At 66.5% G+C, this 20,996-nt stretch carries 20 protein-coding genes; 13 read left to right on the top strand and 7 right to left on the bottom strand.

What is annotated here, in order from left to right; all coding sequences use genetic code 11:
• Positions 1–203: 203 nt before the first annotated feature.
• Together AC06G6_RS17955 and AC06G6_RS17950 are read left to right on the top strand one after the other, a co-directional pair.
• Complete coding sequence (locus tag AC06G6_RS17955) at positions 204–1,049, top strand: aldo/keto reductase (protein ID WP_479824379.1); 846 nt, start codon at positions 204–206, stop codon at positions 1,047–1,049.
• A 54-nt stretch (positions 1,050–1,103) separates the two neighbouring features.
• Positions 1,104–1,946, top strand: coding sequence for a VOC family protein (locus tag AC06G6_RS17950; protein ID WP_479824377.1), 843 nt, complete (start codon positions 1,104–1,106; stop codon positions 1,944–1,946).
• Between the two features lie 65 nt (positions 1,947–2,011).
• Here AC06G6_RS17950 and AC06G6_RS17945 read toward each other — a convergent pair whose 3' ends face one another.
• Both AC06G6_RS17945 and AC06G6_RS17940 read right to left on the bottom strand, forming a co-directional pair.
• Positions 2,012–2,725, bottom strand: a complete 714-nt coding sequence (locus AC06G6_RS17945) for an SCO1664 family protein (RefSeq protein WP_479824375.1) — start codon at positions 2,723–2,725, stop codon at positions 2,012–2,014.
• Between the two features lies 1 nt (position 2,726).
• Entirely contained in the window at positions 2,727–3,404 is a 678-nt protein-coding gene (locus AC06G6_RS17940) for an MSMEG_4193 family putative phosphomutase (RefSeq protein ID WP_479824373.1), read from the bottom strand.
• A gap of 93 nt (positions 3,405–3,497) precedes the next feature.
• On the opposite strand from AC06G6_RS17940, the gene AC06G6_RS17935 reads away from it, so the two are divergent.
• From AC06G6_RS17935 to AC06G6_RS17915, 5 genes are all read left to right on the top strand, one after another.
• Positions 3,498–4,886, top strand: a complete 1,389-nt coding sequence (locus tag AC06G6_RS17935) for a sigma 54-interacting transcriptional regulator (protein WP_479824371.1) — start codon at positions 3,498–3,500, stop codon at positions 4,884–4,886.
• Positions 4,887–4,909: 23 nt separating this feature from the next.
• Positions 4,910–6,913: a vWA domain-containing protein gene (locus AC06G6_RS17930; RefSeq protein WP_479824369.1), complete on the top strand. Its 2,004-nt coding sequence runs from the start codon at positions 4,910–4,912 to the stop codon at positions 6,911–6,913.
• A 63-nt stretch (positions 6,914–6,976) separates the two neighbouring features.
• Positions 6,977–7,852 carry an aminoglycoside phosphotransferase family protein gene (locus AC06G6_RS17925; RefSeq protein ID WP_479824367.1) on the top strand — a complete coding sequence of 292 codons (876 nt, stop codon included), beginning with the start codon at positions 6,977–6,979 and terminating at the stop codon, positions 7,850–7,852.
• A 184-nt stretch (positions 7,853–8,036) separates the two neighbouring features.
• Complete coding sequence (locus AC06G6_RS17920) at positions 8,037–8,894, top strand: phosphatidylinositol-specific phospholipase C/glycerophosphodiester phosphodiesterase family protein (RefSeq protein WP_479824365.1); 858 nt, start codon at positions 8,037–8,039, stop codon at positions 8,892–8,894.
• Positions 8,895–8,940: 46 nt separating this feature from the next.
• A complete protein-coding gene (locus tag AC06G6_RS17915) occupies positions 8,941–9,984 on the top strand; it encodes a hypothetical protein (protein WP_479824363.1) in 1,044 nt (347 codons plus the stop codon).
• 47 nt (positions 9,985–10,031) lie between these two features.
• Here AC06G6_RS17915 and AC06G6_RS17910 read toward each other — a convergent pair whose 3' ends face one another.
• The 3 genes from AC06G6_RS17910 to AC06G6_RS17900 form a co-directional block, all read right to left on the bottom strand.
• Entirely contained in the window at positions 10,032–10,292 is a 261-nt protein-coding gene (locus AC06G6_RS17910) for a hypothetical protein (protein WP_479824361.1), read from the bottom strand.
• 223 nt (positions 10,293–10,515) lie between these two features.
• Positions 10,516–10,809, bottom strand: coding sequence for a universal stress protein (locus tag AC06G6_RS17905; RefSeq protein WP_479824359.1), 294 nt, complete (start codon positions 10,807–10,809; stop codon positions 10,516–10,518).
• Positions 10,810–10,904: 95 nt separating this feature from the next.
• The gene (locus tag AC06G6_RS17900) at positions 10,905–11,855 is read right to left on the bottom strand and encodes a 2-hydroxyacid dehydrogenase (RefSeq protein ID WP_479824357.1); all 951 of its coding nucleotides are present in this window, start codon (positions 11,853–11,855) and stop codon (positions 10,905–10,907) included.
• Positions 11,856–12,165: 310 nt separating this feature from the next.
• Between AC06G6_RS17900 and AC06G6_RS17895 the strand changes: the two genes are divergently transcribed.
• Genes AC06G6_RS17895 through AC06G6_RS17870 form a run of 6 tightly spaced genes read left to right on the top strand, consistent with a single transcriptional unit; the run spans position 12,166 to position 18,599 of the window.
• Entirely contained in the window at positions 12,166–13,725 is a 1,560-nt protein-coding gene (locus AC06G6_RS17895) for an ABC transporter substrate-binding protein (protein ID WP_479824355.1), read from the top strand.
• 28 nt (positions 13,726–13,753) lie between these two features.
• A complete protein-coding gene (locus AC06G6_RS17890; RefSeq protein ID WP_479824353.1) occupies positions 13,754–14,683 on the top strand; it encodes an ABC transporter permease in 930 nt (309 codons plus the stop codon).
• Between the two features lie 8 nt (positions 14,684–14,691).
• The gene (locus tag AC06G6_RS17885) at positions 14,692–15,690 is read left to right on the top strand and encodes an ABC transporter permease (RefSeq protein ID WP_479824350.1); all 999 of its coding nucleotides are present in this window, start codon (positions 14,692–14,694) and stop codon (positions 15,688–15,690) included.
• Complete coding sequence (locus AC06G6_RS17880; protein ID WP_479824348.1) at positions 15,687–16,835, top strand: ABC transporter ATP-binding protein; 1,149 nt, start codon at positions 15,687–15,689, stop codon at positions 16,833–16,835. Before AC06G6_RS17885 ends, AC06G6_RS17880 begins: the two co-directional genes overlap by 4 nt.
• Positions 16,828–17,877: an ABC transporter ATP-binding protein gene (locus AC06G6_RS17875; protein ID WP_479824346.1), complete on the top strand. Its 1,050-nt coding sequence runs from the start codon at positions 16,828–16,830 to the stop codon at positions 17,875–17,877. Before AC06G6_RS17880 ends, AC06G6_RS17875 begins: the two co-directional genes overlap by 8 nt.
• Positions 17,874–18,599, top strand: coding sequence for a sulfite exporter TauE/SafE family protein (locus AC06G6_RS17870; RefSeq protein WP_479824344.1), 726 nt, complete (start codon positions 17,874–17,876; stop codon positions 18,597–18,599). The genes AC06G6_RS17875 and AC06G6_RS17870 overlap by 4 nt, the downstream gene beginning before the upstream one ends.
• Here the strand turns inward: AC06G6_RS17870 and AC06G6_RS17865 are convergent.
• Together AC06G6_RS17865 and AC06G6_RS17860 are read right to left on the bottom strand one after the other, a co-directional pair.
• Positions 18,592–19,647: a 2-hydroxyacid dehydrogenase gene (locus tag AC06G6_RS17865; protein WP_479824342.1), complete on the bottom strand. Its 1,056-nt coding sequence runs from the start codon at positions 19,645–19,647 to the stop codon at positions 18,592–18,594. The two genes, AC06G6_RS17870 and AC06G6_RS17865, sit on opposite strands and share 8 nt — an antisense overlap.
• Positions 19,644–20,945 (bottom strand): glucarate dehydratase family protein, encoded by a 1,302-nt coding sequence (locus AC06G6_RS17860; RefSeq protein WP_479824340.1) that lies wholly within the window; start codon positions 20,943–20,945, stop codon positions 19,644–19,646. Before AC06G6_RS17860 ends, AC06G6_RS17865 begins: the two co-directional genes overlap by 4 nt.
• Positions 20,946–20,996 lie beyond the last annotated feature (51 nt).

Below are 20,996 nucleotides of genomic sequence, written 5' to 3'. Positions count from 1 at the left end.
GAGTTAACTTCAACTTCGTGCAGGGACCAGCGCTTCAACGCGGCACCCCGCCGGCGGCCAGTGGGACAGCCCGCCGTTGACCGCCGCCATCGGCGGGCCGCGGCGCCCCCGAAACTATTTCGGCCTAGCCTGAAGAAACGGGCCCAGAACGATCCGCCTGTGCATTCCGTCCCTCCAGGAAACCCCACAAGGAAGAACTGACGATGTCCGACATTCGTGAAACCCCCATCCCCACCGTGACCCTCAACAACGGCGTGCAGATCCCTCAACTCGGCTTCGGCGTTTTCCAGGTCCCGGCGGAGGAGACTCAGCGCATCGTGGAGGATGCCCTGGAAGCCGGATATCGGCACATCGACACCGCCGCCGCTTACCGGAATGAGTCCGGCGTCGGCGCGGCCATTGCCGCGTCCGGAATTCCGCGTGAGGACATCTTCATCACCACCAAACTTCGCAACGGCGAACAGGGCGCAGCGCTCGAGGCGTTCCGGAACAGCCGCAGGGCCCTCGGCGTCGACTACGTGGATCTGTACCTGATCCACTGGCCCGTGCCGTCCCAGGGACTTTTCACCGCGGCGTGGAAAGTCATGGAAGAGCTTTATGCCGGGGACGAGGTCCGCGCCATCGGAGTCTCAAACTTCCTCTCCGAGCATCTGGATACGCTTCTCCAGGCCTCAGACATCGTCCCGGCGGTCAACCAAATCGAAATCCATCCCACCTTCCAGCAGCGAGACCTGGCGGCCAGGAGCCGGTCGCTGGGCATTGCCGTCGAGGCGTACAGTCCCTTGGGACAGGGCGCCGACCTCGGTGCGGCGGCAGTGCAATCCCTGGCAGCCCGGCACGGCGCAACACCCGCCCAGGTTGTGCTCGCCTGGCACCTCGCCCAAGGAACGATCGTCATCCCGAAGTCTGCCGATGGCGCGCGAATGCGGGAAAACCTGGGGGCTGCGACGCTCGCGCTCACCCCGGCCGAAGTAGGGGAAATATCGGCGCTGGAGTCAGGCGCCCGCGCCGGCGCCGATCCTGCCGTTGCCGCGCACAGCCAGCTATAGCCCGTTCACCTGGTTGGGGTACCCGGCCGGACCTTGGCTCGTTAGGCTTTGTCCATGGACGGGGAGCGAGGAATGACCCAACGGACGTACCCGCAGGGCGTCCCTTGTTGGATCGATACCGAACAGCCTGACGTCGAGTCGGCCGCCGAGTTCTACACCGGAATTTTTGGCTGGACGTTCGAGGACGCCATGCCGCCGGGAGCACCGGGCCGTTACTTGATAGCAAAGCTCGACGGTCAGGACGTCGCTGGGATGGCCAGCACGCAGCGTGCGGCGGCGTGGAATACCTATATCGCCGTCGAGGACGCGGATGTCGCAGTGCAACGACTGATCGCTGCTGGCGCTGCGATGCGTTCGGCGCCTGCCGACGCGGGAGAGGGCGGCCGCAGCGCGGCGCTAACCGATCCGGCGGGTGTCGAGTTCCGCATCTGGCAGGCCAGGCGACGACTGGGGGCACAGGTGGCCAATCAGCCAGGGACGTGGAACTTCAGCGATCTTCACACGGCTGACCCCGGCGCGGCCATTAGGTTCTACGAGGACGCGTTCGGTTGGCAGGTCGACGATCTCGGCTTCGCGATGTTGGTCCGCAGGCCCGGTTATGGCGACCACCTTGAGGCGACAGTCGATCCGGGCATCCGGGCACGGCAGTCGGTGCTGGCCGCCCCAATTGGGTTCGAGGATGCGATCGCCTGGATCGCGACCAACGCCCCCGGCGAACCGCCGCGCTGGCACGTCTCGTTCACCGTGGCTGACCGGGACCGGACGGTGGCTGATGCTAAGAGACTCGGCGCCCAGGTCCTTGGGCAGGACGACACCGAGTGGACGCGCACGGCACTGATCCGGGACCCCCAGGGGGCGGAGTTTACGGCCAGCCAGTTCACGCCCCCGTCGGGCTGAGCCGCCCTACCCTCACCAACATCGTGGTCGGCTGGTCCTCGGTGCAGGAGAGAAAAAAATGTCTCCTACACCAGCGGCCACGGGTAACGCCTACCCGTGCGGTCGACCGGCAGGACCCTCGCGCCGAGCAGACGCTGGACGCGGTGCTGCAGGGAGGCGACTTCGTCGTCGTCGAGCAGCTCGGCCACCTCGACAGGTACGGCCTCTGCGAGCGGGGCGATGTCCTGGAGCAGGCCCTCGGGGATGGGATCGCCGGCGAAGTCCCATATGACGGTGCGCAGCTTGAAAGTTGCCGAGAAGCACAGCCCGTGGTCGATGCCCCACACCCGTCCGTCATCGCCGCGCAGCACGTGGCCGCTTTTGCGGTCGGTGTTGTTGGCGACGTAGTCGAACAGTGCCATCCGCGCCAGCTCGCGGTGGGTCTCGGGCGCGTCCTCGTACAGGGTGAAGTAGTGCTCCTGGAAGTCGCTCTCGATGAACCATTGCAGCGACCCGATCCCCAAAGGGGCATCATCGCGAATGACTGTCAAAGGCACGAGCCCCCAGCCCAGGGACTCGCTCAACAGGTAGGCGGCGCGTTCCCGCCGGAAGAGGCCGGGCTCGAAATCGGACAGTGGCCGTTCCCCGGCCTCCGGCTTGTAGACGGCATACGCGGAGTCGTCGCCGCAGGAGACCTGGACGAAGAACGTCTCGTTGCTGCTGCGGGGGATGCGTCCGAGCAGTTCAACCTGACCCTCGGTGAGCAGGGTCAGTTCGCGGCCTGACACCGGCTGCCCCATGTCACGGCGCCCTCAGCCCGCTCAGCGGTTCCGACGTCGAATTCACCATCAGCACGGCCGGGTCCTGGCCTTCCACAAACGAAACGGCAGACACCGAGCCCGGGCTGACGACGATGCGCTGGAACAGGTCCAGGGGCGTGCCCAGGGCATGCGCGACGGCGGCCTTGATGGGATCGGCGTGGGAAAAGCACACAATGACGCCGCCGGTGTGGGCGGCGCACAGCGCCTCCAGCGACCCGACAATCCGTGCCTGCATCTCCGGAAAGCTCTCCCCGTTCGGGAAGCGGAACTCAGACGGGCTGTGCTGCACGGTCTGCCATTCCGGAAGGCCCGCCAGCTCGGCAATCGCGGCGCCGGTCCACTTGCCGAACTCGCACTCGAGCAGACCGTCGTCGTGCTTCACGGCCAGTCCCGTGCGGGCCGCCGTCGGCTCCGCCGTCTCGCAGGCGCGCTCCAGCGGCGAGGAATAGAGGGCATCCACCGGCAGGCCGGAGAGCCGTTCCGCGACCCGTTCGGCCTGGGCCCGGCCGCGGTCGGAAAGATGCAGTCCCGGCGCCCGCCCCGGCAGCACCGTGCCCGTCGTCGGCGTCTCCCCGTGGCGCACCAGAAGCAGGAGCGTGCCCTGCCGCTCAGGTGAGGTTCCGGGTGCCGGCGGTGCCGGCGGCGTTGCTGCAGTCATCAGCATCCAGCGTATTCCGCACGCCAGCCCAATGCGCAAGGAATCTGAAGAAATTCCTCGATTACCTGCACAGCCGAGGACTACCTTAGAGGGGTGAGTGATCGCCCCGATATCTTCACTGTTGGTGAACTGCGTGCCTCCGGCCACGTGCACAAGGACCTGCGCCGCGAAATCCGCGACAACCTGCTCGCCGCGCTCTCCGCCGGCCGCGACCCGTGGCCCGGTATGTTCGGTTTCAGCCGGACCGTTCTGCCCCAGCTTGAGCGGGCCCTGCTCGCCGGCCACGACGTCGTCCTGCTCGGCGAACGCGGTCAGGGCAAGACCCGGCTCCTGCGCACCCTGGCCGGGCTGCTGGACGAGTGGTCGCCGGTGATCGAGGACTCGGAACTGAATGAACACCCGTACGAACCCATCACGGAGCACTCCCGCGCCCTGGTCCTCACCGAGGGGGACCGGCTGCGGGTGGCGTGGCGGCACCGCTCGGAACGGTACGTCGAGAAGCTCGCGACGCCGGACACCTCCGTCGCGGACCTGATCGGCGACGTCGACCCGATGCGGGTGGCCGAGGGCCGCCGCCTGGGCGACCCGGAGACCATCCACTACGGCCTGGTCCCGCGCTCCAACCGCGGGATCATCGCCATCAACGAACTGCCCGACCTCGCCGAGCGGATCCAGGTCTCGATGCTCAACGTGATGGAGGAACGCGACATCCAGATCCGCGGCTACGTGCTGCGGCTGCCGCTCGACGTCCTCGTCGTCGCGTCCGCCAACCCGGAGGACTACACGAACCGCGGCCGGATCATCACGCCGCTGCGGGACCGCTTCGGCGCCGAGATCCGCACCCACTACCCGATCGAGCTCGACGACGAGGTCGCCGTCATCCGCCAGGAGGGTCACCTGGTGGCCGGCGTCCCGCCCGTCATCCTGGAGATCCTGGCCCGCTACACCCGCGCGCTGCGGCAGTCACCGGCGGTCAACCAGACCTCGGGGGTGTCCGCGCGGTTCGCCATCGCCGGCGCCGAAACCGTCGCGGCGGCGGCCCTGCGCCGGGCCAGCGTGCGCGGGGAGGACGAAGCGGTGGCCCGGATCATCGACCTGGACGCCGCCGTGGAAGTCCTCGCCGGGAAGATCGAGTTCGAATCGGGCGAGGAAGGGCGCGAGCAGGACATCCTGGACCACCTCCTGCGCATGGCCACCGCGGAAGCCGTGCGGGCACACTTCCACGGCATCGACATGGGCGCCCTCGTGGCGGCGCTGGACGGCCACACCTCGGTGACCACCGGGGAACTGGTCACCGCGCGGGAGTTCCTCGAAAACCTCCCGCCCCTCAACGGATCGCGCCTCTACGACCAGATCACCGAGCGGCTGGGCGCGACGAACGACGGGCAGCGCGCCGCCGCCGTCGAACTGGCACTGGAAGGTCTCTACCTCGCCCGGCGGATCTCCAAGGAGTCCGACGACGAGACGACGGTCTACGGCTAAGCAGGCCAACTAAAGGAGGGCCCATGAGCGCTCACCACCGGTCCCGGTACGGCCGGTACACGGGAGGACCGGACCCGCTCGCCCCGCCGGTGGACCTGGCGGAGGCGCTGGACGCCATCGCCGAGGACGTCATGGCCGGCTACTCGCCCCGCCACGCCCTGCAGGAGTACCTGCGCCGCGGCGGCCGCAGCCGGGAAGGGCTCGACGACCTCGCCGGCCGCGTCCAGCAGCGGCGCAGCGACCTGCTGGGCCGCCACCGGCTGGACGGCACCCTCAACGAGGTCCAGAAGCTGCTCGACACCGCGGTGCTGGAGGAGCGCAAGCAACTAGCCCGGGACGCGATGATGGACAACACCGACCGCGCCTTCCGGGAGATGCAGCTGCAGAACCTGCCCAAATCCACGGCCGCGGCGGTCAACGAACTCGCCTCCTACGACTGGCAGTCCAGCACCGCCAAGGAAGCCTACGAGCGGATCAAGGACCTGCTGGGCCGCGAACTCCTGGACCAGCGGTTCGCCGGCATGAAGCAGGCCCTCGAGAGCGCCACGGATGAGGACCGCGCGGCCGTGAGCGAGATGCTGCAGGACCTCAACGAGCTCCTCGGCAAGCACCGGCGCGGCGAGGACACCGACGCGGATTTCCGGGAGTTCATGGCCCGGCACGGCGACTTCTTCCCGGAGAACCCGCAGTCCGTCGAGGAGCTGATCGACGCGCTGGCCCAGCGCGCCGCCGCCGCCCAGCGGCTCCTGCGTTCCATGTCCCCGGAGCAGCGCGAGGAGCTGATGCAGCTCTCCGCCCAGGCGTTCGGCTCACCCGAGCTTATGGCCCAGCTCGGCCAGCTCGACGACAGCCTGCGCGCCCTGCGCCCCGGCGAGGACTGGACCGGCTCGGAACGCTTCGAGGGGGAGGAGGGGCTCGGGCTCGGCGACGGTACCGGCGTGCTGCAGGACCTCGCGGAACTCGACGAGCTGGCCGAACAGCTCTCCCAGTCCTACAACGGCTCACGCCTCGATGACCTGGACCTGGACGCCCTCGCCCGCCAGCTCGGACGGGACGCCGCCGTGACCGCCCGCACCCTCGCGGAAATCGAGCGGGCCATGCACGACGGCGGCTTCCTCCGGCGCGGTGCCGACCGCGATCTCCGGCTCTCACCGCAGGCCATGCGCAGGCTGGGCAGGTCGCTGCTGCGGGACACCGCCAAACAGCTCTCCGGCCGGCAGGGGCGCCGGGACACGCGGGTGGCCGGGGCGGCGGGGGAGCAGACCGGCTCCAGCCGCCAGTGGGAGTTCGGGGACGCCGAACCGTGGGACGTCACCCGGACCATCACCAACGCGATCCGCCGGACGATTGCCGACGGCGGCGATCCGCGCCGCGGCCTGCGGCTGGACGTGGGGGACATCGAGGTGACGGAGACGGAGGCGCGGACGCAGGCCGCCGTCGTCCTGCTGGTCGATGTGTCCTTCTCGATGGCCGCCGAGGGGCGCTGGGTGCCGATGAAACGCACCGCGCTCGCCGTGCACCACCTCGTGTCGACACGGTTCCGCGGCGACCGGCTGCAGCTGATCACGTTCGGCCGCTACGCGCAGTCCATGGACATCGGCGAGCTCACGGCCCTGCCGGCCCTGCGGGAGCAGGGCACCAACCTGCACCACGGCCTGCTGCTGGCCGGCCGGTTTTTCCGCCAGCACCCCTCGATGCAGCCCGTCCTGCTGGTGGTGACCGACGGCGAACCCACCGCGCACCTGCTGGCCGACGGCGAGTCATGGTTCGGGTATCCGCCGGCCGCGGAGACCATCCGCGTCACGGTGGCCGAGCTGGACCGGCTCGGGCGGGCCAGGACGCAGGCGACGTTCTTCCGGCTCGGCGATGACCCGGGCCTGGAACGGTTCGTGCAGAAGATGGCCCGCCGGATCGACGGCCGCGTCGTCGCGCCCGAGGCCGGGGACCTGGGTGCCGCCGTGGTGGGGGAGTACCTCCGCGCCCACTTCCGCGGCCGCCCCTACGACGACGCCGATTGGGCCCAGTAGAGTTGCCATTCGAGGGCCGGATTGTATTGCCGGACACGGAAGGCGGAGCTCTGAATGGCGGGAATGCCACCAGCCACGATGGAAGTCAGTGATGCCGTCGTCCGGGGCCTCGTCCTGCAGCAGCGGCCCGATCTCGCCGATGGTCCTCTGGTCCGGGTCGCGAATGGCTGGGACAACGCGACCTTCCGGCTCGGCGACGACCTGGCCGTCCGGCTGCCGCGCAGGGCGGAGGCCGTGCCGCTGATACTTCATGAGCAGCGCTACCTTCCCGGCATAGCCCGCCGCTCCCCGGTGGCGGTTCCTGTCCCCGTCCATGCCGGCCGGCCGACGTCGGACTTTCCCTACCCGTGGAGCATCGTGCGGTGGGTCCCCGGAGCCGGCGCGGACGACGTCGGCCCCGCCGGCCGTGGGCCGGCCGCTGAAGGTCTGGCCGATTTCCTCCTCTCCCTGCACCTGCCCGCCGAAACCGGCGTCCCGGTGAATCCTTTCCGCGGCGTGCCGCTGCCGGAGCGTGACTCTGCGGTCGGGGAACGGCTCGGGGACCGCGAACGCTACCCGCAGGCAGCAGCGCTGAGAGCCGTGTGGGAGCAGGCCTGTGCCGCTACAGCCTGGGACCGTCCGCCGGTGATGCTCCACGGGGACCTTCACCCGGGCAATGTCCTGCTGACGGAGGACGGCTCGCTGGCCGGCGTCATCGATTTCGGCGACGTCGGGGCAGGGGACCCGGCCGTCGATCTTGCGGTGGGATGGCTGATGTTCGACGCCGGCACCCGCCACCGCTTTATGGACGCTTTTGGCCCCGCAGTGGATGGGGACACCTGGTTGAGGGCCCGGGGCTGGGCTCTCAACCTGTCCACCGCCCTGCTGAGCAACTCCGACGACAACCCGCGGATGTTCGCCGTGGGGGAGTTCGGGTTCAGGCAGGTCCTGGCAGGCTGACCTAGGGAAACACCGGCAGGGCCTCATACAGCCCCACCACGCCAATGATCCTTCCCAGTTCACCCGCCAGCAACCAACACGCCCTCCAGCGTTCTCCCGCGACCAGCAGTCTTTTCACGCACCCTTTTGCCCGGCACGTCCCCGTGTGCCGGGCGGAGAATCCCCTGAATCTAAGGAGTACTCCTTGTTCGTGAAAAGCACCCTCGCCGCCGTCGCCGTCCTTGCCTCCCTGGCCGGGACAGTAGCAGCCCCTGCCCAGGCAGAGGCGACCAAGCCGGCTCCCGTCGTCGTCGGCCAGCCGCTCGCCCAGGCGCATGCGCACAACGACTACGAGCACGACCGTCCCCTGTTCGATGCGCTGGAGCACGGCTTCACCAGCGTGGAAGCGGACGTGTGGCTGGTGGACGGCGAACTGCTGGTGGCCCACGACCTGGAGGAAGTCCAGCCCGGCGTTACGCTCGAGAGCCTCTACCTCGATCCGCTCCAGGACCTGGTCCGCGGCCAGGGCCACAGCGTCTACCCGGACTGGGACGGCAGCCTCCAGCTTCTGATCGACATCAAGAGCGACGGCGAATCCACCTACGCCGCAATCGAGCAGGAACTGGCCGAGCACCGCGACATCATGAGCCGCTACAGCCACGGCGCCACCAAGACCGGCCCGGTCACCGCGGTCATCAGCGGAAACCGCCCGCTGGCCACCATGCAGGCACAGGAGAAGCGCTTCAGCTTCTACGATGGCCGCTCCGCAGACCTCACCTCCGGAAAGCCTGCCGGCCTGATGCCGCTGGTCAGCGACAACTGGACCAAGCTCTTCAGCTGGCAGGGCGTGGGCCCGATGCCGGAGGCCGAGCGCGCCAAACTGCGCGCCTACGTTGCCGAGGCGCACGCCAATGGCTACCGCGTCCGCTTCTGGGCCACCCCGGACACGCCCGGCACCGCACGCGAAGCCATCTGGAATGAACTCTTCGACGCCGGCGTGGACCACATCAACACCGACGACCTCGCCGCCCTGCGGCAGTTCCTGACCGCCCGCGGGGCCTAAGCCGCGCACCTCAAGCCCCTACCCCGCAAAGAAGAGGAACACCGTCATGCCTTCAAAGACCATCAAAACGACGACGGCGGCGGTAGCCGTCCTGGCGCTCGGCCTCCTTGCGTCCCAGCCCGCGACCGCCGCCGACAACACCGCCGACAGCCAGGCGTTCACGTTCGGCGTGATCGGCGACATCCCCTACGGCGAGGCCGAAATCGCAAAGTTTTCCGCCCGCATCCAGGACATCAACGCCGACAGCGCGCTCAAGTTCGTCACTCACGTGGGCGACATCAAGAACGGCTCCTCGGTCTGCTCGGACGGGTACTTCGAGAACATCCGCACGCAGTTCGACACCTTCGAGCACCCGCTGGTCTTCACCCCGGGCGACAACGAATGGGTGGACTGCCACCGCACCAACAACGGCGCCTACAACCCGCTGGAACGGCTCGACAAGCTGCGGGATATCTTCTTCGACGAGCCCGGCAAGACCCTGGGCGCCACCATGCCTGTCAAGACCCAGGCGGATCTCGGTGTGCCGGAAAACGTCCGCTTCACGCAGAACCGGGTGGCGTTTTCCGTGCTGAATATCCAGGGCAGCAACAACTCGCTGCAGCCGTGGACCGGCCTGGGCGAAACCACGGCCACGCCCGGGCAGTTGGACGAAGTCGAGTTCCGCACGGACGCCGTCCTGGCCCAGATCCGCAACACCTTCGCCGACGCCGAACGCCGCAACGACCGTGCCGTGGTCCTGATGACCCAGGCCGACATGTTCGACCCGTCCCTGCTCGCCGCCGCGACCGCCAACCCGGACACCATGTCCGGTTTCCGCGAAATCGTGCGGGCCATCATCGAGGAAACCAACAGCTTCGACGCCCCGGTTTACCTCATCAACGGCGACAGCCACGTCTTCGCCGAGAACCAGCCGCTCGCGGAGGGCTCACCCTGGCTGGACATCTACGGCCAGCCCGCCGCCGATGACCTGCAGCGCATCACCGTGGAAGGGTCCGCCAACGCCACCAACTACGTCAGGTTCACCGTCGCCGGCAACAGTGCCGCAGGTGCGGACGTTCTGGCCTGGGAAAAGGTCCCCTTCAGCCAGTAGGCACCCGACGGAAGCGGACGACGGCGGGAGGTCCCGCCGTCGTCCGCTCACGGCTCAACGAGGATCAGGATTGTTTCCGGGCGGACACCGTCGAATTTCATCGCTTCGGCTGTCTCCGGGGACTCCATGATCCGCTGGAACGCTTCCATGTCGGGGACCTGGACGATCAAACCAACCCGGTGGCTTTTTGCCGGGTCGATAAACGGTCGAAAAGTGATGCCCAGCGGCCCGAATACCTCTTCCCTTTTTGGTGAGCGGAGCCAGTGCTCAACGTCGTCGACTTCGTGGAAGACCATCAATGTTGGCATCGTTGCCTCCGCTTTCCGGGGTGGTGCCAGGAGCCGGGCCGGTCAAGGGGCCGCGTCCGGACGTCCTGATCACGCTGAACGTACCACGGCCCCGAATGCGGCGGTAGCGGGGAAATCGACACTTCGGCCCCTCGCAAAGCGGAAGCTGGCCGGCCGCATCGACGGCCGCGACTCGGCGCCCGAGACCGGGACCCGGGCGCCGCCGTGGTGGGCGAATGCCCGCTCAGGTCCGCGGACCGACGTCTACTTTGACTGCAGTCACAGGGCAGCCGGCTTCGAGGATGACCCGTTGGGCGGTACTGCCGAGGAACAGCTTCCCCACCGGGGAGCGCCGCCGGACGCCGATCACAATCAGTTCAATATCCTCCTCATAAGAGGCATCGATGATGTGATCGGCGGCGTCAGCCCCTTCGTTGAGGCGAAGGGTGGCCGTTACGCCCGCCGCCGCGGCGGTGGCGATGGCGTCGCGGATGTCCGACTCGGAGTCGGCTGAACTTTCGCCTACAGCAGGACCCATTATCTGCAGGGCGGTCTTTCGTAACAGCGCCTCACTAATTGCCGCACTCAAGGCGGAGCGGCCTTCTTGGCTCGCTGCGTATCCCACGGCCACGCTCATGCCTGCACCGCCGTGAGGACCGAGCCCGTGGCCACGAACTGCCGCAGGTTCGCGAGCGTAAGTTCCGCCATCGCCGCCCTCGTTTCATGCGTCCCACTACCCAGATGCGGCAGCAGGACAACATTGTCGAGGGCGAGGAGGTCTTCGGGGACTTTAGGTTCCTCCGCAAAAACATCCAGCCCGGCCCCGGCCAGCCGCCCGGCCGTCAGGGCAGCCACCAGGGCCTCCTCATCCACCACGGATCCCCGCGCGACGTTGATCAGGTAACCGTCGGGCCCGATCGCATGGAGAACATCGGCGTCCACGAGTCTTACCGAACCGGGACCGCCGGCGGCAGCGACGATGAGCACGTCGCAACCCGCAGCAAGCTCGCGCGGCGAGGCCTTGTACTCGTAGCTGACGCCGTCCACCGGACTGCGGCTGTGGTAGCTGATTTCGCAGTCGAAACCTTCCAGCCTGCGGGCGATGACCCGTCCGATCCTGCCCAGCCCGAGAATACCGACCCTCTTTCCGCTGGCTTTGGTGGCCAGCGGAAAGTTGCCTTTGCTCAGCCAGTCACCGCGGCGGACGAAGCGGTCCGCCGCACTCACACGGCGCAGGACGTCCAAATACAGCGCGACGGCGGTGTCCGCCACGCAGTCATTGAGGACGTCGGGCGTATTGCTGACGGTGATGCCGCGCTGGACAGCCTGGGCAATGTCCGTGGTGTCATATCCGACGCCGAAGTTTATGACCGCACGAAGGTTGGGGAGGGAGCGCATCAATTCCGTTCCGACTCCGAGCTTCCCGGACGTCACGGCCACTTCGAAAGATGTGCCGTGCAGCCGCAGGAACTCGTCCCGCTCTGAGGGGGAATCGGGCAGCCGCACGGCGCTGTAGTCCCTGGTGATGGGTTCTTGAACGCTCGGCATGAGGGGCCCTACCTGGAGGACAGCGATGTTCTTCATAACTGAACACTAGGATTTCGATCCATACGCGTCCAACATGTAAATGGCATGGATCGATTCCCGAAGTGTATTGATCAAACTTCTCCTGCGGAACTGCGCGGATTATCGGGCGGAGTGGTGCTCGTCACAGACCGTGAGGGCGGCAAAAAGGCGCTACCGGGGAGACCCGGGGGAGTGCCAAAGCCTTGTGGGGGCTTTTGCGCCTGAACTAGCTTGAGTCCAGCGCGGCCCGAAAGCACTGTTCCTGAGGCCTTGTCCACTGCCACGAGAGCACCCCGCTGCCGCAAGTATCCCGATCCGGAGGAATCCAATGACGTCTTCTTCAAAGCTCTACCGTGCCGCGGCCCTGCCCAAGTGGCCGGCCCTGCTGTCCGTCGCGGTGCTGGGCCTGAGCGGCTGCTCGGTCGCCAATTCCGACGCCGGCGCTGCCCCATCCAGCACGGTGCGCGTGGTCCTCGGCCAGGAACCACCCACCCTCGAAGCCTGCGAATCAAACCTGACCTCGACGGGTGTTGTGGTGCGCTCGAACGTGACCGAGCCGCTGATCGAACGCAATCCCCAGAGCGGCGAGCTCGAGCCAAAGCTCGCCACCGAATGGAAAGCCACCACCGATAAGGAATGGACGCTGAAGTTGCGCGAAGGTGTGACCTTCCAGGACGGAACGCCGTTCAATGCCGAAGCTGCCGCCTTCACCATCGAAAGGGCCGTCAATTCCAAGCTCGGCTGCAACGTGGAGGGCTATGTCTTCGGCGATGCGGATCTCGCCGTGAAGGCCGTGGACGCCACCACGCTGACCGTGACCACACCGGAACCGGACCCCATCCTGCCGCTTCGCCTTTCGTTCCTCGAGGTGGTCCCGACGTCCACCAGCGCCACGGAGAAAGTCCGTGAGCCGATCGGCACCGGCCCCTACAAAATTGAGAAGTGGGATGCCGGCCAGAAAATCACGCTTTCCAGCTGGGACGGCTACTGGGGGGATAAGCCCGCCTATGCCAAGGCCGAATACCAGTGGCGTTCCGAAAGCTCGGTACGGGCCGCCATGATCACCAGCGGCGAGGCCGACCTTGCGATGGGGCTTAGCCCGGACGACAACATCGGTGACCTCGGCGTCGACTACCCCAACAACGAGACTGTGGCCCTGCGGCTCGACGCCAACGAAGCACCACTGAATGACATCCGCGTCCGTCAGGCCATCAACTACGCCATCGATAAGGAAGGGATCGTCAACTCGCTCTACCAGGGTAAGCACCAGGTGGCAGCCCAATTGGTGCCTGAAGGCATCGTGGGGCACAACGACACCCTGAAGGGCTGGCCGTTCGACCTGGACAAGGCCAAGTCCCTCGTTGCTGAAGCCAAGGCCGGCGGCGTTGACACGTCTGCGCAGATCTCGCTGGTGGTCCGCAACGCCCAGTTCCCCAAGATCACGGAACTGGCCCAGGTCCTGCAGGAACAACTGAGCCAGGCCGGACTCAACGTAAAACTCAAGATGCTTGAAACCAGCCAGCACCTGACCTACCAGGTCCGTCCCTTCGCCGAAGACGAAGGTGCCGTGGCACTGATGACCCAGCACGGAAACCAGGCTGGCGATGCGGCCTTCACCGTGGACCAGTACATGCTGTCCACGGGAGCCCAGAGCTACTTCGGCACCCCCGAGTTCGACGCCCTGATCAAGAAGGCGGACGCGGCATCGGGCGACGAACGGAAGAAGGACTTCGAGGAGATCTTCGCCTACCAGAACGACAAAGTTGTCCAGTTCGCCCACATCTCGCACCAGACCGGCATCATCGGCAAGGCCAAATCCGTGACCTACACGCCCAACTCGTCCAGTGGCGATGAGCTGCGTGTTTCGGAAATGACCCCGGCAAGCTAGCCCGAAGCTCCGGGACGGAAGGACAGCCATGCTGATTTACTTGAGAAAGCGGATTGTCTCCAGCGCATTGCCGCTGGTGGTGGTGATCGTCGGTGTGTTTGCGCTGGCCAGGATGACCGGCAACCCGGCCAGCCTTTACCTGCCGCTGAATGCCACGCAACAGATGCGCGACGCCTTCACTGAGCGCAACGGCTTGGACCAGCCCCTGCTCGTGCAGATGGCCGATTACTTCGGAGGAGTGCTCCAGCTCGATTTCGGGCAGTCGCTGCGCACGGGACAGGACGCCGCGGCCATGGCCCTGCGAGCTTTTCCCGCCACCTTGCAGTTGGCCGCCACCACCATGGTGCTGGCGATCGTGCTGGCACTGGTGGTCGGTTGCTGGGCTGCGCTGAAGCCGAACGGCATCGCGGACCGCATCTCAAGTTTCATCTCAATGGCTGCTGCTTCGATCCCGGATTTCTGGCTGGCAATCGTGGGAATCTGGGTCTTCGCCATCACCCTGGGCTGGCTCCCGACATCAGGTGTGTCGGGAGCCGGCGCCTGGGTGCTCCCCATCGCCACGCTGCTCCTGCGGCCGTTCGGGGTGCTGGTCCAGATAGTCCGCGGCTCCATGGTCTCCGCGCTTTCGGAGCCCTATATCAAACTGGCCCGCAGCCGTGGAGCAGGAGAACTCCGGGTGGTGACGCATCACGCGCTACGCAACGCGGCAGCCCCCGCGCTGACAGTGGCCGGGGACCTGACGGTCGGCCTGGTCAACGGCGCAGTGGTGGTGGAGACCATCTTCGGCTGGCCGGGCATCGGAAAGCTGATGATCGATTCGATCCTGCAGCGGGATTTCGCTGTCCTGCAGGCAGCCGTGCTGCTTACCGCAGTCGCGATCTTCGCCCTGAACATCCTCATCGACATGGGCTATGCCCTGCTGGACGCGCGGGTCCGTCCGGTCACAGTTAAGGCTTAGGAGTAGCCATGAAGAGTTCAATCCCTGAGGCTGTGGCACCGGAACAACTGCCCGCGGCCCACCAGCAGAAGAACGTTAAACGGGACAGCAAGCAGGACGGCAGCCTCAGCCTTTTCCGCCTCCTGCTCAAGGACCGTTTCGCCACCGTCTCGGCACTGCTCCTGGTCCTCATCGGGCTCACGGCCCTCGTCGGCCCCGCGCTGATGGGAGACCTGGCCACAAAACAGAACCTGTTGTTCGCCAACAAGGCACCTTTTACCTTCGCGCACGGCTGGGAGTACTTCCTCGGCAGCGATTCCCTGGGCCGCAGCATGCTGGCCCGGTTGGTGGTGGCCAGCAGAACCACCTTCTCGGTTGCCTTGCCGGCGGTGGCTGTCGCCCTGGTCTTCGGCTCCCTCTGGGGCGTTTGGGCCGGCTACCATCGCGGATGGCGTGAGAATCTGTCCATGCGCATCGCCGACGTGATCATGAGCTTTCCATCCCTGTTGCTCGCCGTCGTGGTGCTCTATGTCTTCAGCCCGAGCGCAGGAAACATCGTGCTCATCCTCGCCCTCACCCGCATTCCTATCTACCTGCGCACCGCACGCGCAGAGGCGGCGGAGCTCCAGAGCCGGACGTTCGTGGACGCGGCGCGCACGTTCGGGGCCAAACCCAACGCGATCATCGTCCGGCACGTCATACCCGTGGTGCTGCCGACTATCCTGACGCTGGCCACCCTCGAGTTTTGCTACGTGATGCTGGCTGAGTCCTCGCTGAGCTTCCTAGGCATCGGCATCCAGCCACCGGACGTCAGCTGGGGCCTGATGGTGGCCCAGGGCCGGCAGTACCTGCAGACCGCATGGTGGCTGTCGATCTTCCCCGGCGTTGCAATCGTGGTCACTACGATTGCCGCTAACGTCCTCGCCGCCTGGCTGCGGATCGCCACCGATCCGGCCCAGCGCTGGCGCCTGGCACTACCCCGCAAACGGCTCATCACCCGTATCCCGGCCAAGGAGGCACAGCCGTGAAGACAGCTACTGAACAAACGCCCGCCGAACGCTCGCGTTCCACAGCCGCGGCCGCAGGCACGGCAACACGTCAGGCGAAGGCGCATGATGTTGTCCTGCAGGTCCGAGACCTCGCCGTAGACATCCGCACTCACCGCGGTACAGTGCGCGCCGTCAACAGCGTGGCTTTCGAGGCCCGTGCCGGGGAAACACTGGCCTTGCTCGGGGAATCAGGCTGCGGAAAGTCCATGACAGCCAAAGCGCTCGCCGGGATCATGGATCCCGTTTGCGACCTTGCTGACGGTCAAATCATCCTCAACGGTACCGACCTCGCCTCACTCAGTCCCAAGGAACGGCTGAAATTTGCCGGACCTGAGCTGGGCATCGTCTTCCAGGACGCGCTGACGGCCCTGAATCCCGTCTACACGGTGGGCGTGCAACTAGGCGAGGCCTTCCGCATTCACCGCGGTCTCAATGCCAAGGAAGCGCGCGCCGAGGCAATTGACCTGATGAAGCGCGTCGGGATCCCCGAACCGGAGTCCAGGGTCAATTCATACCCCCACCAGTTCTCCGGGGGCATGCGCCAGCGCATCCTCATTGCCATGGCCGTGGCACTCAACCCGCGCTTGCTGATCGCTGATGAACCCACCACCGCCCTGGACGTCACCGTCCAGGCACAGATCATGCAGCTTTTGCGGAAGCTCCGTGAGGAGGGCCAAATGGCTGTCATCCTCATTACGCACGACCTCGCTGTGGTGGCCGAGGAAGCGGACACCGTGGCTGTGATGTACGCCGGCAATGTGGTGGAGAGCGGACCGGTCTCCCAGGTGTTCTCCGATCCGCGCCATCCGTACACCAAAGGTCTGCTGGAATCAGTGCCCGTGCACCTTGAGCGGGGCGCCCAGCTCAAGTCCATTGCCGGCAGCCCCCCTGAGCTCCACGACATCCCAACCGGCTGCGTCTACCAGTCCCGCTGCCCGCTGGTGCAGGAGATCTGTTTGGCCGAGCGACCCGCACTCCGCCCCATCGCCGGCAACCCTTCCGCCGGCAACAACGTCACCCACACCCCCGTGACCGACGCCCTGGTGACCGGCCCTTCCGGCCAGGAGCCGCGGCCTGGCCGCACCGCAGCCTGCCACTTCAGCGAGGAGATCAACAATGTCTGAGCCGCTTCTGGAAATTGCCGGCCTGACCAAAACGTTCCACGTGGCCAAGAGCGCCAGCGGCAATACACAGCTCAAGGCTCTGGACGGGATCAGCCTGACCGTCGGCCGGGGGGAAACCCTTGGGCTCGTGGGCGAGTCCGGCTGCGGCAAGTCCACTTTGGCACGGACACTGATGTTGTTGGAAACACCGGATGAAGGGACCGTGAGCTTTGAGGGAACCAACCCCTTCGGGCTTCGCGGCAAGGAACTGCTGAGCTGGCGGCGCCGCGTGCAGATGGTCTTCCAGGACCCGTTTGCCTCCCTGAATGCCCGGATGAACGCGGGCGACATCATCGCCGAACCGTGGGCCACCCACCGCGGCCTCTACCCGACGTCCCGGGAACGGGAGGCCAGGATCCGCGAGCTGCTGCACATGGTGGGGCTGCGTCCGTCCGATGCACGCAAGGCCCCGCAGGAATTCTCCGGCGGCCAGCGCCAACGCATCGGCATTGCCCGTGCCCTCGCGCTAAACCCTGACGTCATCATCCTCGACGAGCCGGTCTCTGCCTTGGACCTCTCCGTCCAGGCACAGGTTCTGAACCTGCTCAATGAGCTCCAGCAAGAACTTGGTGTCTCCTACATCTTCATCTCGCACGACCTGACGGTGGTCCGCCACGTGGCAGACAGGGTTGCGGTGATGTACCTCGGCAGGATCATTGAGACTGGGACCACCGAGGAAGTCTTTGACCATCCCCGGCACCCCTACACGGCCGCCCTGATGTCGGCGTCCCCCAAGCTGGACGTCAGCGGTTCAAAAAGGGACAGGATTGTCCTCCAGGGCGAGCTGCCCTCTCCGCTGGATCCGCCGTCGGGCTGCCGTTTCCGGACGCGGTGCTGGAAAGCGCAGGACATCTGCGCCGACAAGTCGCCGGAACCATTGGTCCTCGCGGCTCCCGATGGGACGAAGCACATAGCAGAATGCCATTTCCCGCTTGATTCCCTGAAGGGCCTGTCCGGCGCGACGGCAACTGCCACCGCGGCCGCCACTGCCTCAGCCCGGTGACCGGCGCCGAGTATGCCGCCATCGCAGTCGTAATCTTCCTGGCCGCGTGCCTGCAGGCATCCAGCGGCTTCGGCATGGGGATGCTCGCGGCGCCGGTGATAGCTATCGTGGATCCGGCGCTGCTGCCGGCCACCCTGATCCTCCTGGCGCTGCTGGTCACCATCATGGTGACCGTGCGGGAGCGGCAGAGCCTGGACCTGCGAGGCACCGGCTGGGCGTTGCTGGGCCGGATTCCCGGAAGTTTCATCGGCGCCTGGCTGGTGACGGCCCTGTCCAGGGAAGGCCTGGCATGGGTGGTGGTGGCCGTGGTGCTGACCGGCCTGGTGATGGCAGGCCGCGGTTGGGCCCCCCGGCCCGTCCGGCTCACCCTGATCGCCGCAGGCGCTGCCTCCGGCATCATGGGTACCGCCACCTCCATCGGCGGCCCGCCGATGGCACTGGTCTGGCAGGGACACCAGGGCCCCCGGCTGCGCGGCACCATGAGCGCTTTCTTTATGGTCGGATCATCGATTTCGATGGTGATGCTGTGGACGGCCGGCGCGGTCACCGCGGAGATGCTGACCCTGGCGCTTTGGATGGTCCCGGCCGCTGTTGGCGGCTACGCCGCGTCCCGGTTCGTCAATCGCTTCCTCAACGCAGCACGCCTCCGGGCTCTGGCCCTCGGGGCGTCGGCGCTGGGAAGTGCCATGTTGGTGGGGCAGCTCGTCCTGGCGGCTAGGTAAGAGGTAGGGTACCGGAGGCCGGAGCGGGCCATGGCACGACGTTCACGAGCTCACGGCCGCGGGCGAGTAAGCGGATGTTGGCGGCAATATCTGCGGCCCGCTCTTCAAAGGTGCTGCGGGCATGACCGGAATGATGCGGGGTCAGGACGGTGTTCTTCAGGGACGCGAAAGGCAGATCCGCAGGCGGCACGACACCGTCCACCGGCGACCCCCACCAGACATCCAGGCCCGCCCCCGCGATGCGCCGCTCCTTCAAAGCCGCATACAGCGCGGCCTCATCGACGACGGGACCCCGGGCAACGTTAACTAAGAAAGCTGACGGTTTCATGGCGGACAGTTCCGCCGCCCCGATCATTCCCCGTGTGCCGGCATCCAGCGGCACGGTCACAACCACGACGTCGGACGTCGCCAAGAGCTCGTGGAGCTCGTGGTTTCCGCCCACCCAGTCCAGCTGGACTCCCTGCGGCTGAGGGGCCGACGGGTTGCGCCGCACGGCGCGGACTTTCATGCCCAGTGTTCCGCCAATGCGGGCCACCTCGGCGCCGATGGACCCCAACCCCACCAGCCCCAGAGTCAGGTCGGCGAGGACCGGGTGGAAGGGAACGTCGTCGGCCGTGGCAATGGTCCGCCATTGCCCCTGCCGGACCGCACGGTCGGCGGCCTGAACATTGCGGACCAGCATCAAGGTGACCATCAGGACGTGTTCGGCGATGGGCCGGGCATGGTGGAAGGTGTTGGCCACCGAAGCTGACGGCACCAGATGCGGAAAGGAAATCTTGTCGCAGCCCGCACCGGTGACATGGATCAGCCGCGCCCGGCTTGCGGCCTTCGCTTCCGCCGGTCCGAGGGAGGAACATACGACGACGTCGGCGCCGGCCAACGCTTCCAGCCGGCGGTCCGGCGTCCAGGCCGCCGCCATGTCCCATTGGTGAGCTCCGCCGTCGGCCCTTAACTTGTCCTCGAACCGGCTGATGATCGGGTCCGTGACCACGATCCTGAGGGATTCGATGCGTTCCGGCACGCCCGGCACGCTCGGGGCGTCGTTCACCACCGGGGGCTCTGAAGTTCGTATGAGGGGTGGATCCGCTTCATGTAGCCGGTGTCGTCCCGGCTCCTGATCCCGGAGTCCAGGTACTGGCGGTGCAGGCGGGCCAGGGCGTTTCGGTCCACCTCGACGCCGAGGCCGGGGCCGGTCGGGACCTTCACGGCGCCGTCCTTGAACGTGAACACGCCGCCGGTGATGACGTCCTCCGACGGGTCTTTCCACGGCCAGTGGGTGTCGCAGGCGTAGTCGAGGTTGGGGGTGGCTGCCGCCAGATGGACCATGGCGGCGAGGCTGATGCCCAGGTGGGAATTCGAGTGCATCGACAGCCCCAGTCCGAAGGTCTCGGTGATGCCGGCCAGGAACTGGGTCCGGCGGAGTCCGCCCCAGAAATGGTGATCCGAGAGAATGACATCAACGGAGCCGGCCGCGAGGGACGGCGCCACATCGGCGAAGCTGACCACGCACATGTTCGTGGCCAGCGGCATGTCCACTTCGCGACGCACGGCCGCCATGCCTTCGATGCCGGGTGTGGGATCCTCGAGGTACTCCAAGACCCCCTGCAATTCCTTGCCCACCCGGATGGAGGTTTCCACCGTCCAGGCGCCGTTGGGGTCGATGCGGAGCGGGAGGTCGGGAAATTCGTTGCGGAGGGCCAGGATGGCCGCGATCTCCTCTTCTGGCGCAAAGACCCCGGCTTTCAGTTTGAGTGCGCTGAAGCCGTAGTGGTCCACCATGGTTCGGGCCTGTTTCACTATCCCGGCAGGGTCCAGGGCCGCCCCCCAGGCGTCGTCCTCCTGGCCGGGGTGACCCGCCCACTTGTAGAAAAGGTACCCGCTGAACTGCACAGACTCACGCACGGCGCCTCCAAGGAGGTCGCTGACCGGCCGGCCGAGCAGCTTGCCTTGGATATCCAAGGCAGCGACGTCGAATGCGGACAGGACGCGGTCAACCGTGCTGGAGCCGGTCACCATGCCGCTCATGCCGTGGCCGCCCTGGATGGTGTCCTGCTGCAGTGCCCGGGCAATCCGGCTGCGCAGCTCGTTGATGTTGAATATGTCTGTACCGTTCAGGGCCGCAGCCGCGAGCCGGAGCCGGGCGAGGTGGCCGGCGTCGCCGTAGGTTTCCCCGAAGCCTGATACTCCCGCGTCCGTCAGGACCTCCACGATGGCCCGCAGCGCAAATGGTTCGTGAACGCCAACTGTGTTCAGGAGCGGAGGGTCCTTGAAGGCGACCGGTGTGATGGAGACGCCTGTGATCCTGGCCTGATTGACATGCTCGGGGCGATCGTGTGCCTGGTCCACTACGCTGTGCTCCTTGGGTTGGCTCGGTGTTGCTTTACCTCTTCGGTTCAC

The sequence above is a fragment of the Arthrobacter sp. CJL-S3 genome, from assembly GCF_056711635.1.
This window is presented reverse-complemented; position numbering and strand designations above follow the sequence as displayed.

Bases quoted from the DNA above. Each gene is read 5' to 3' on its own strand.
- AC06G6_RS17955 (WP_479824379.1), top strand. From the start codon at position 204: ATGTCCGACATTCGTGAAACCCCCATCCCCACCGTGACCCTCAACAAC.
- AC06G6_RS17950 (WP_479824377.1), top strand. From the start codon at position 1,104: ATGGACGGGGAGCGAGGAATGACCCAACGGACGTACCCGCAGGGCGTC.
- AC06G6_RS17945 (WP_479824375.1), bottom strand. From the start codon at position 2,725: ATGGGGCAGCCGGTGTCAGGCCGCGAACTGACCCTGCTCACCGAGGGT.
- AC06G6_RS17940 (WP_479824373.1), bottom strand. From the start codon at position 3,404: ATGACTGCAGCAACGCCGCCGGCACCGCCGGCACCCGGAACCTCACCT.
- AC06G6_RS17930 (WP_479824369.1), top strand. From the start codon at position 4,910: ATGAGCGCTCACCACCGGTCCCGGTACGGCCGGTACACGGGAGGACCG.
- AC06G6_RS17925 (WP_479824367.1), top strand. From the start codon at position 6,977: ATGCCACCAGCCACGATGGAAGTCAGTGATGCCGTCGTCCGGGGCCTC.
- AC06G6_RS17915 (WP_479824363.1), top strand. From the start codon at position 8,941: ATGCCTTCAAAGACCATCAAAACGACGACGGCGGCGGTAGCCGTCCTG.
- AC06G6_RS17910 (WP_479824361.1), bottom strand. From the start codon at position 10,292: ATGCCAACATTGATGGTCTTCCACGAAGTCGACGACGTTGAGCACTGG.
- AC06G6_RS17905 (WP_479824359.1), bottom strand. From the start codon at position 10,809: ATGGGTCCTGCTGTAGGCGAAAGTTCAGCCGACTCCGAGTCGGACATC.
- AC06G6_RS17900 (WP_479824357.1), bottom strand. From the start codon at position 11,855: ATGAAGAACATCGCTGTCCTCCAGGTAGGGCCCCTCATGCCGAGCGTT.
- AC06G6_RS17895 (WP_479824355.1), top strand. From the start codon at position 12,166: ATGACGTCTTCTTCAAAGCTCTACCGTGCCGCGGCCCTGCCCAAGTGG.
- AC06G6_RS17890 (WP_479824353.1), top strand. From the start codon at position 13,754: ATGCTGATTTACTTGAGAAAGCGGATTGTCTCCAGCGCATTGCCGCTG.
- AC06G6_RS17885 (WP_479824350.1), top strand. From the start codon at position 14,692: ATGAAGAGTTCAATCCCTGAGGCTGTGGCACCGGAACAACTGCCCGCG.
- AC06G6_RS17875 (WP_479824346.1), top strand. From the start codon at position 16,828: ATGTCTGAGCCGCTTCTGGAAATTGCCGGCCTGACCAAAACGTTCCAC.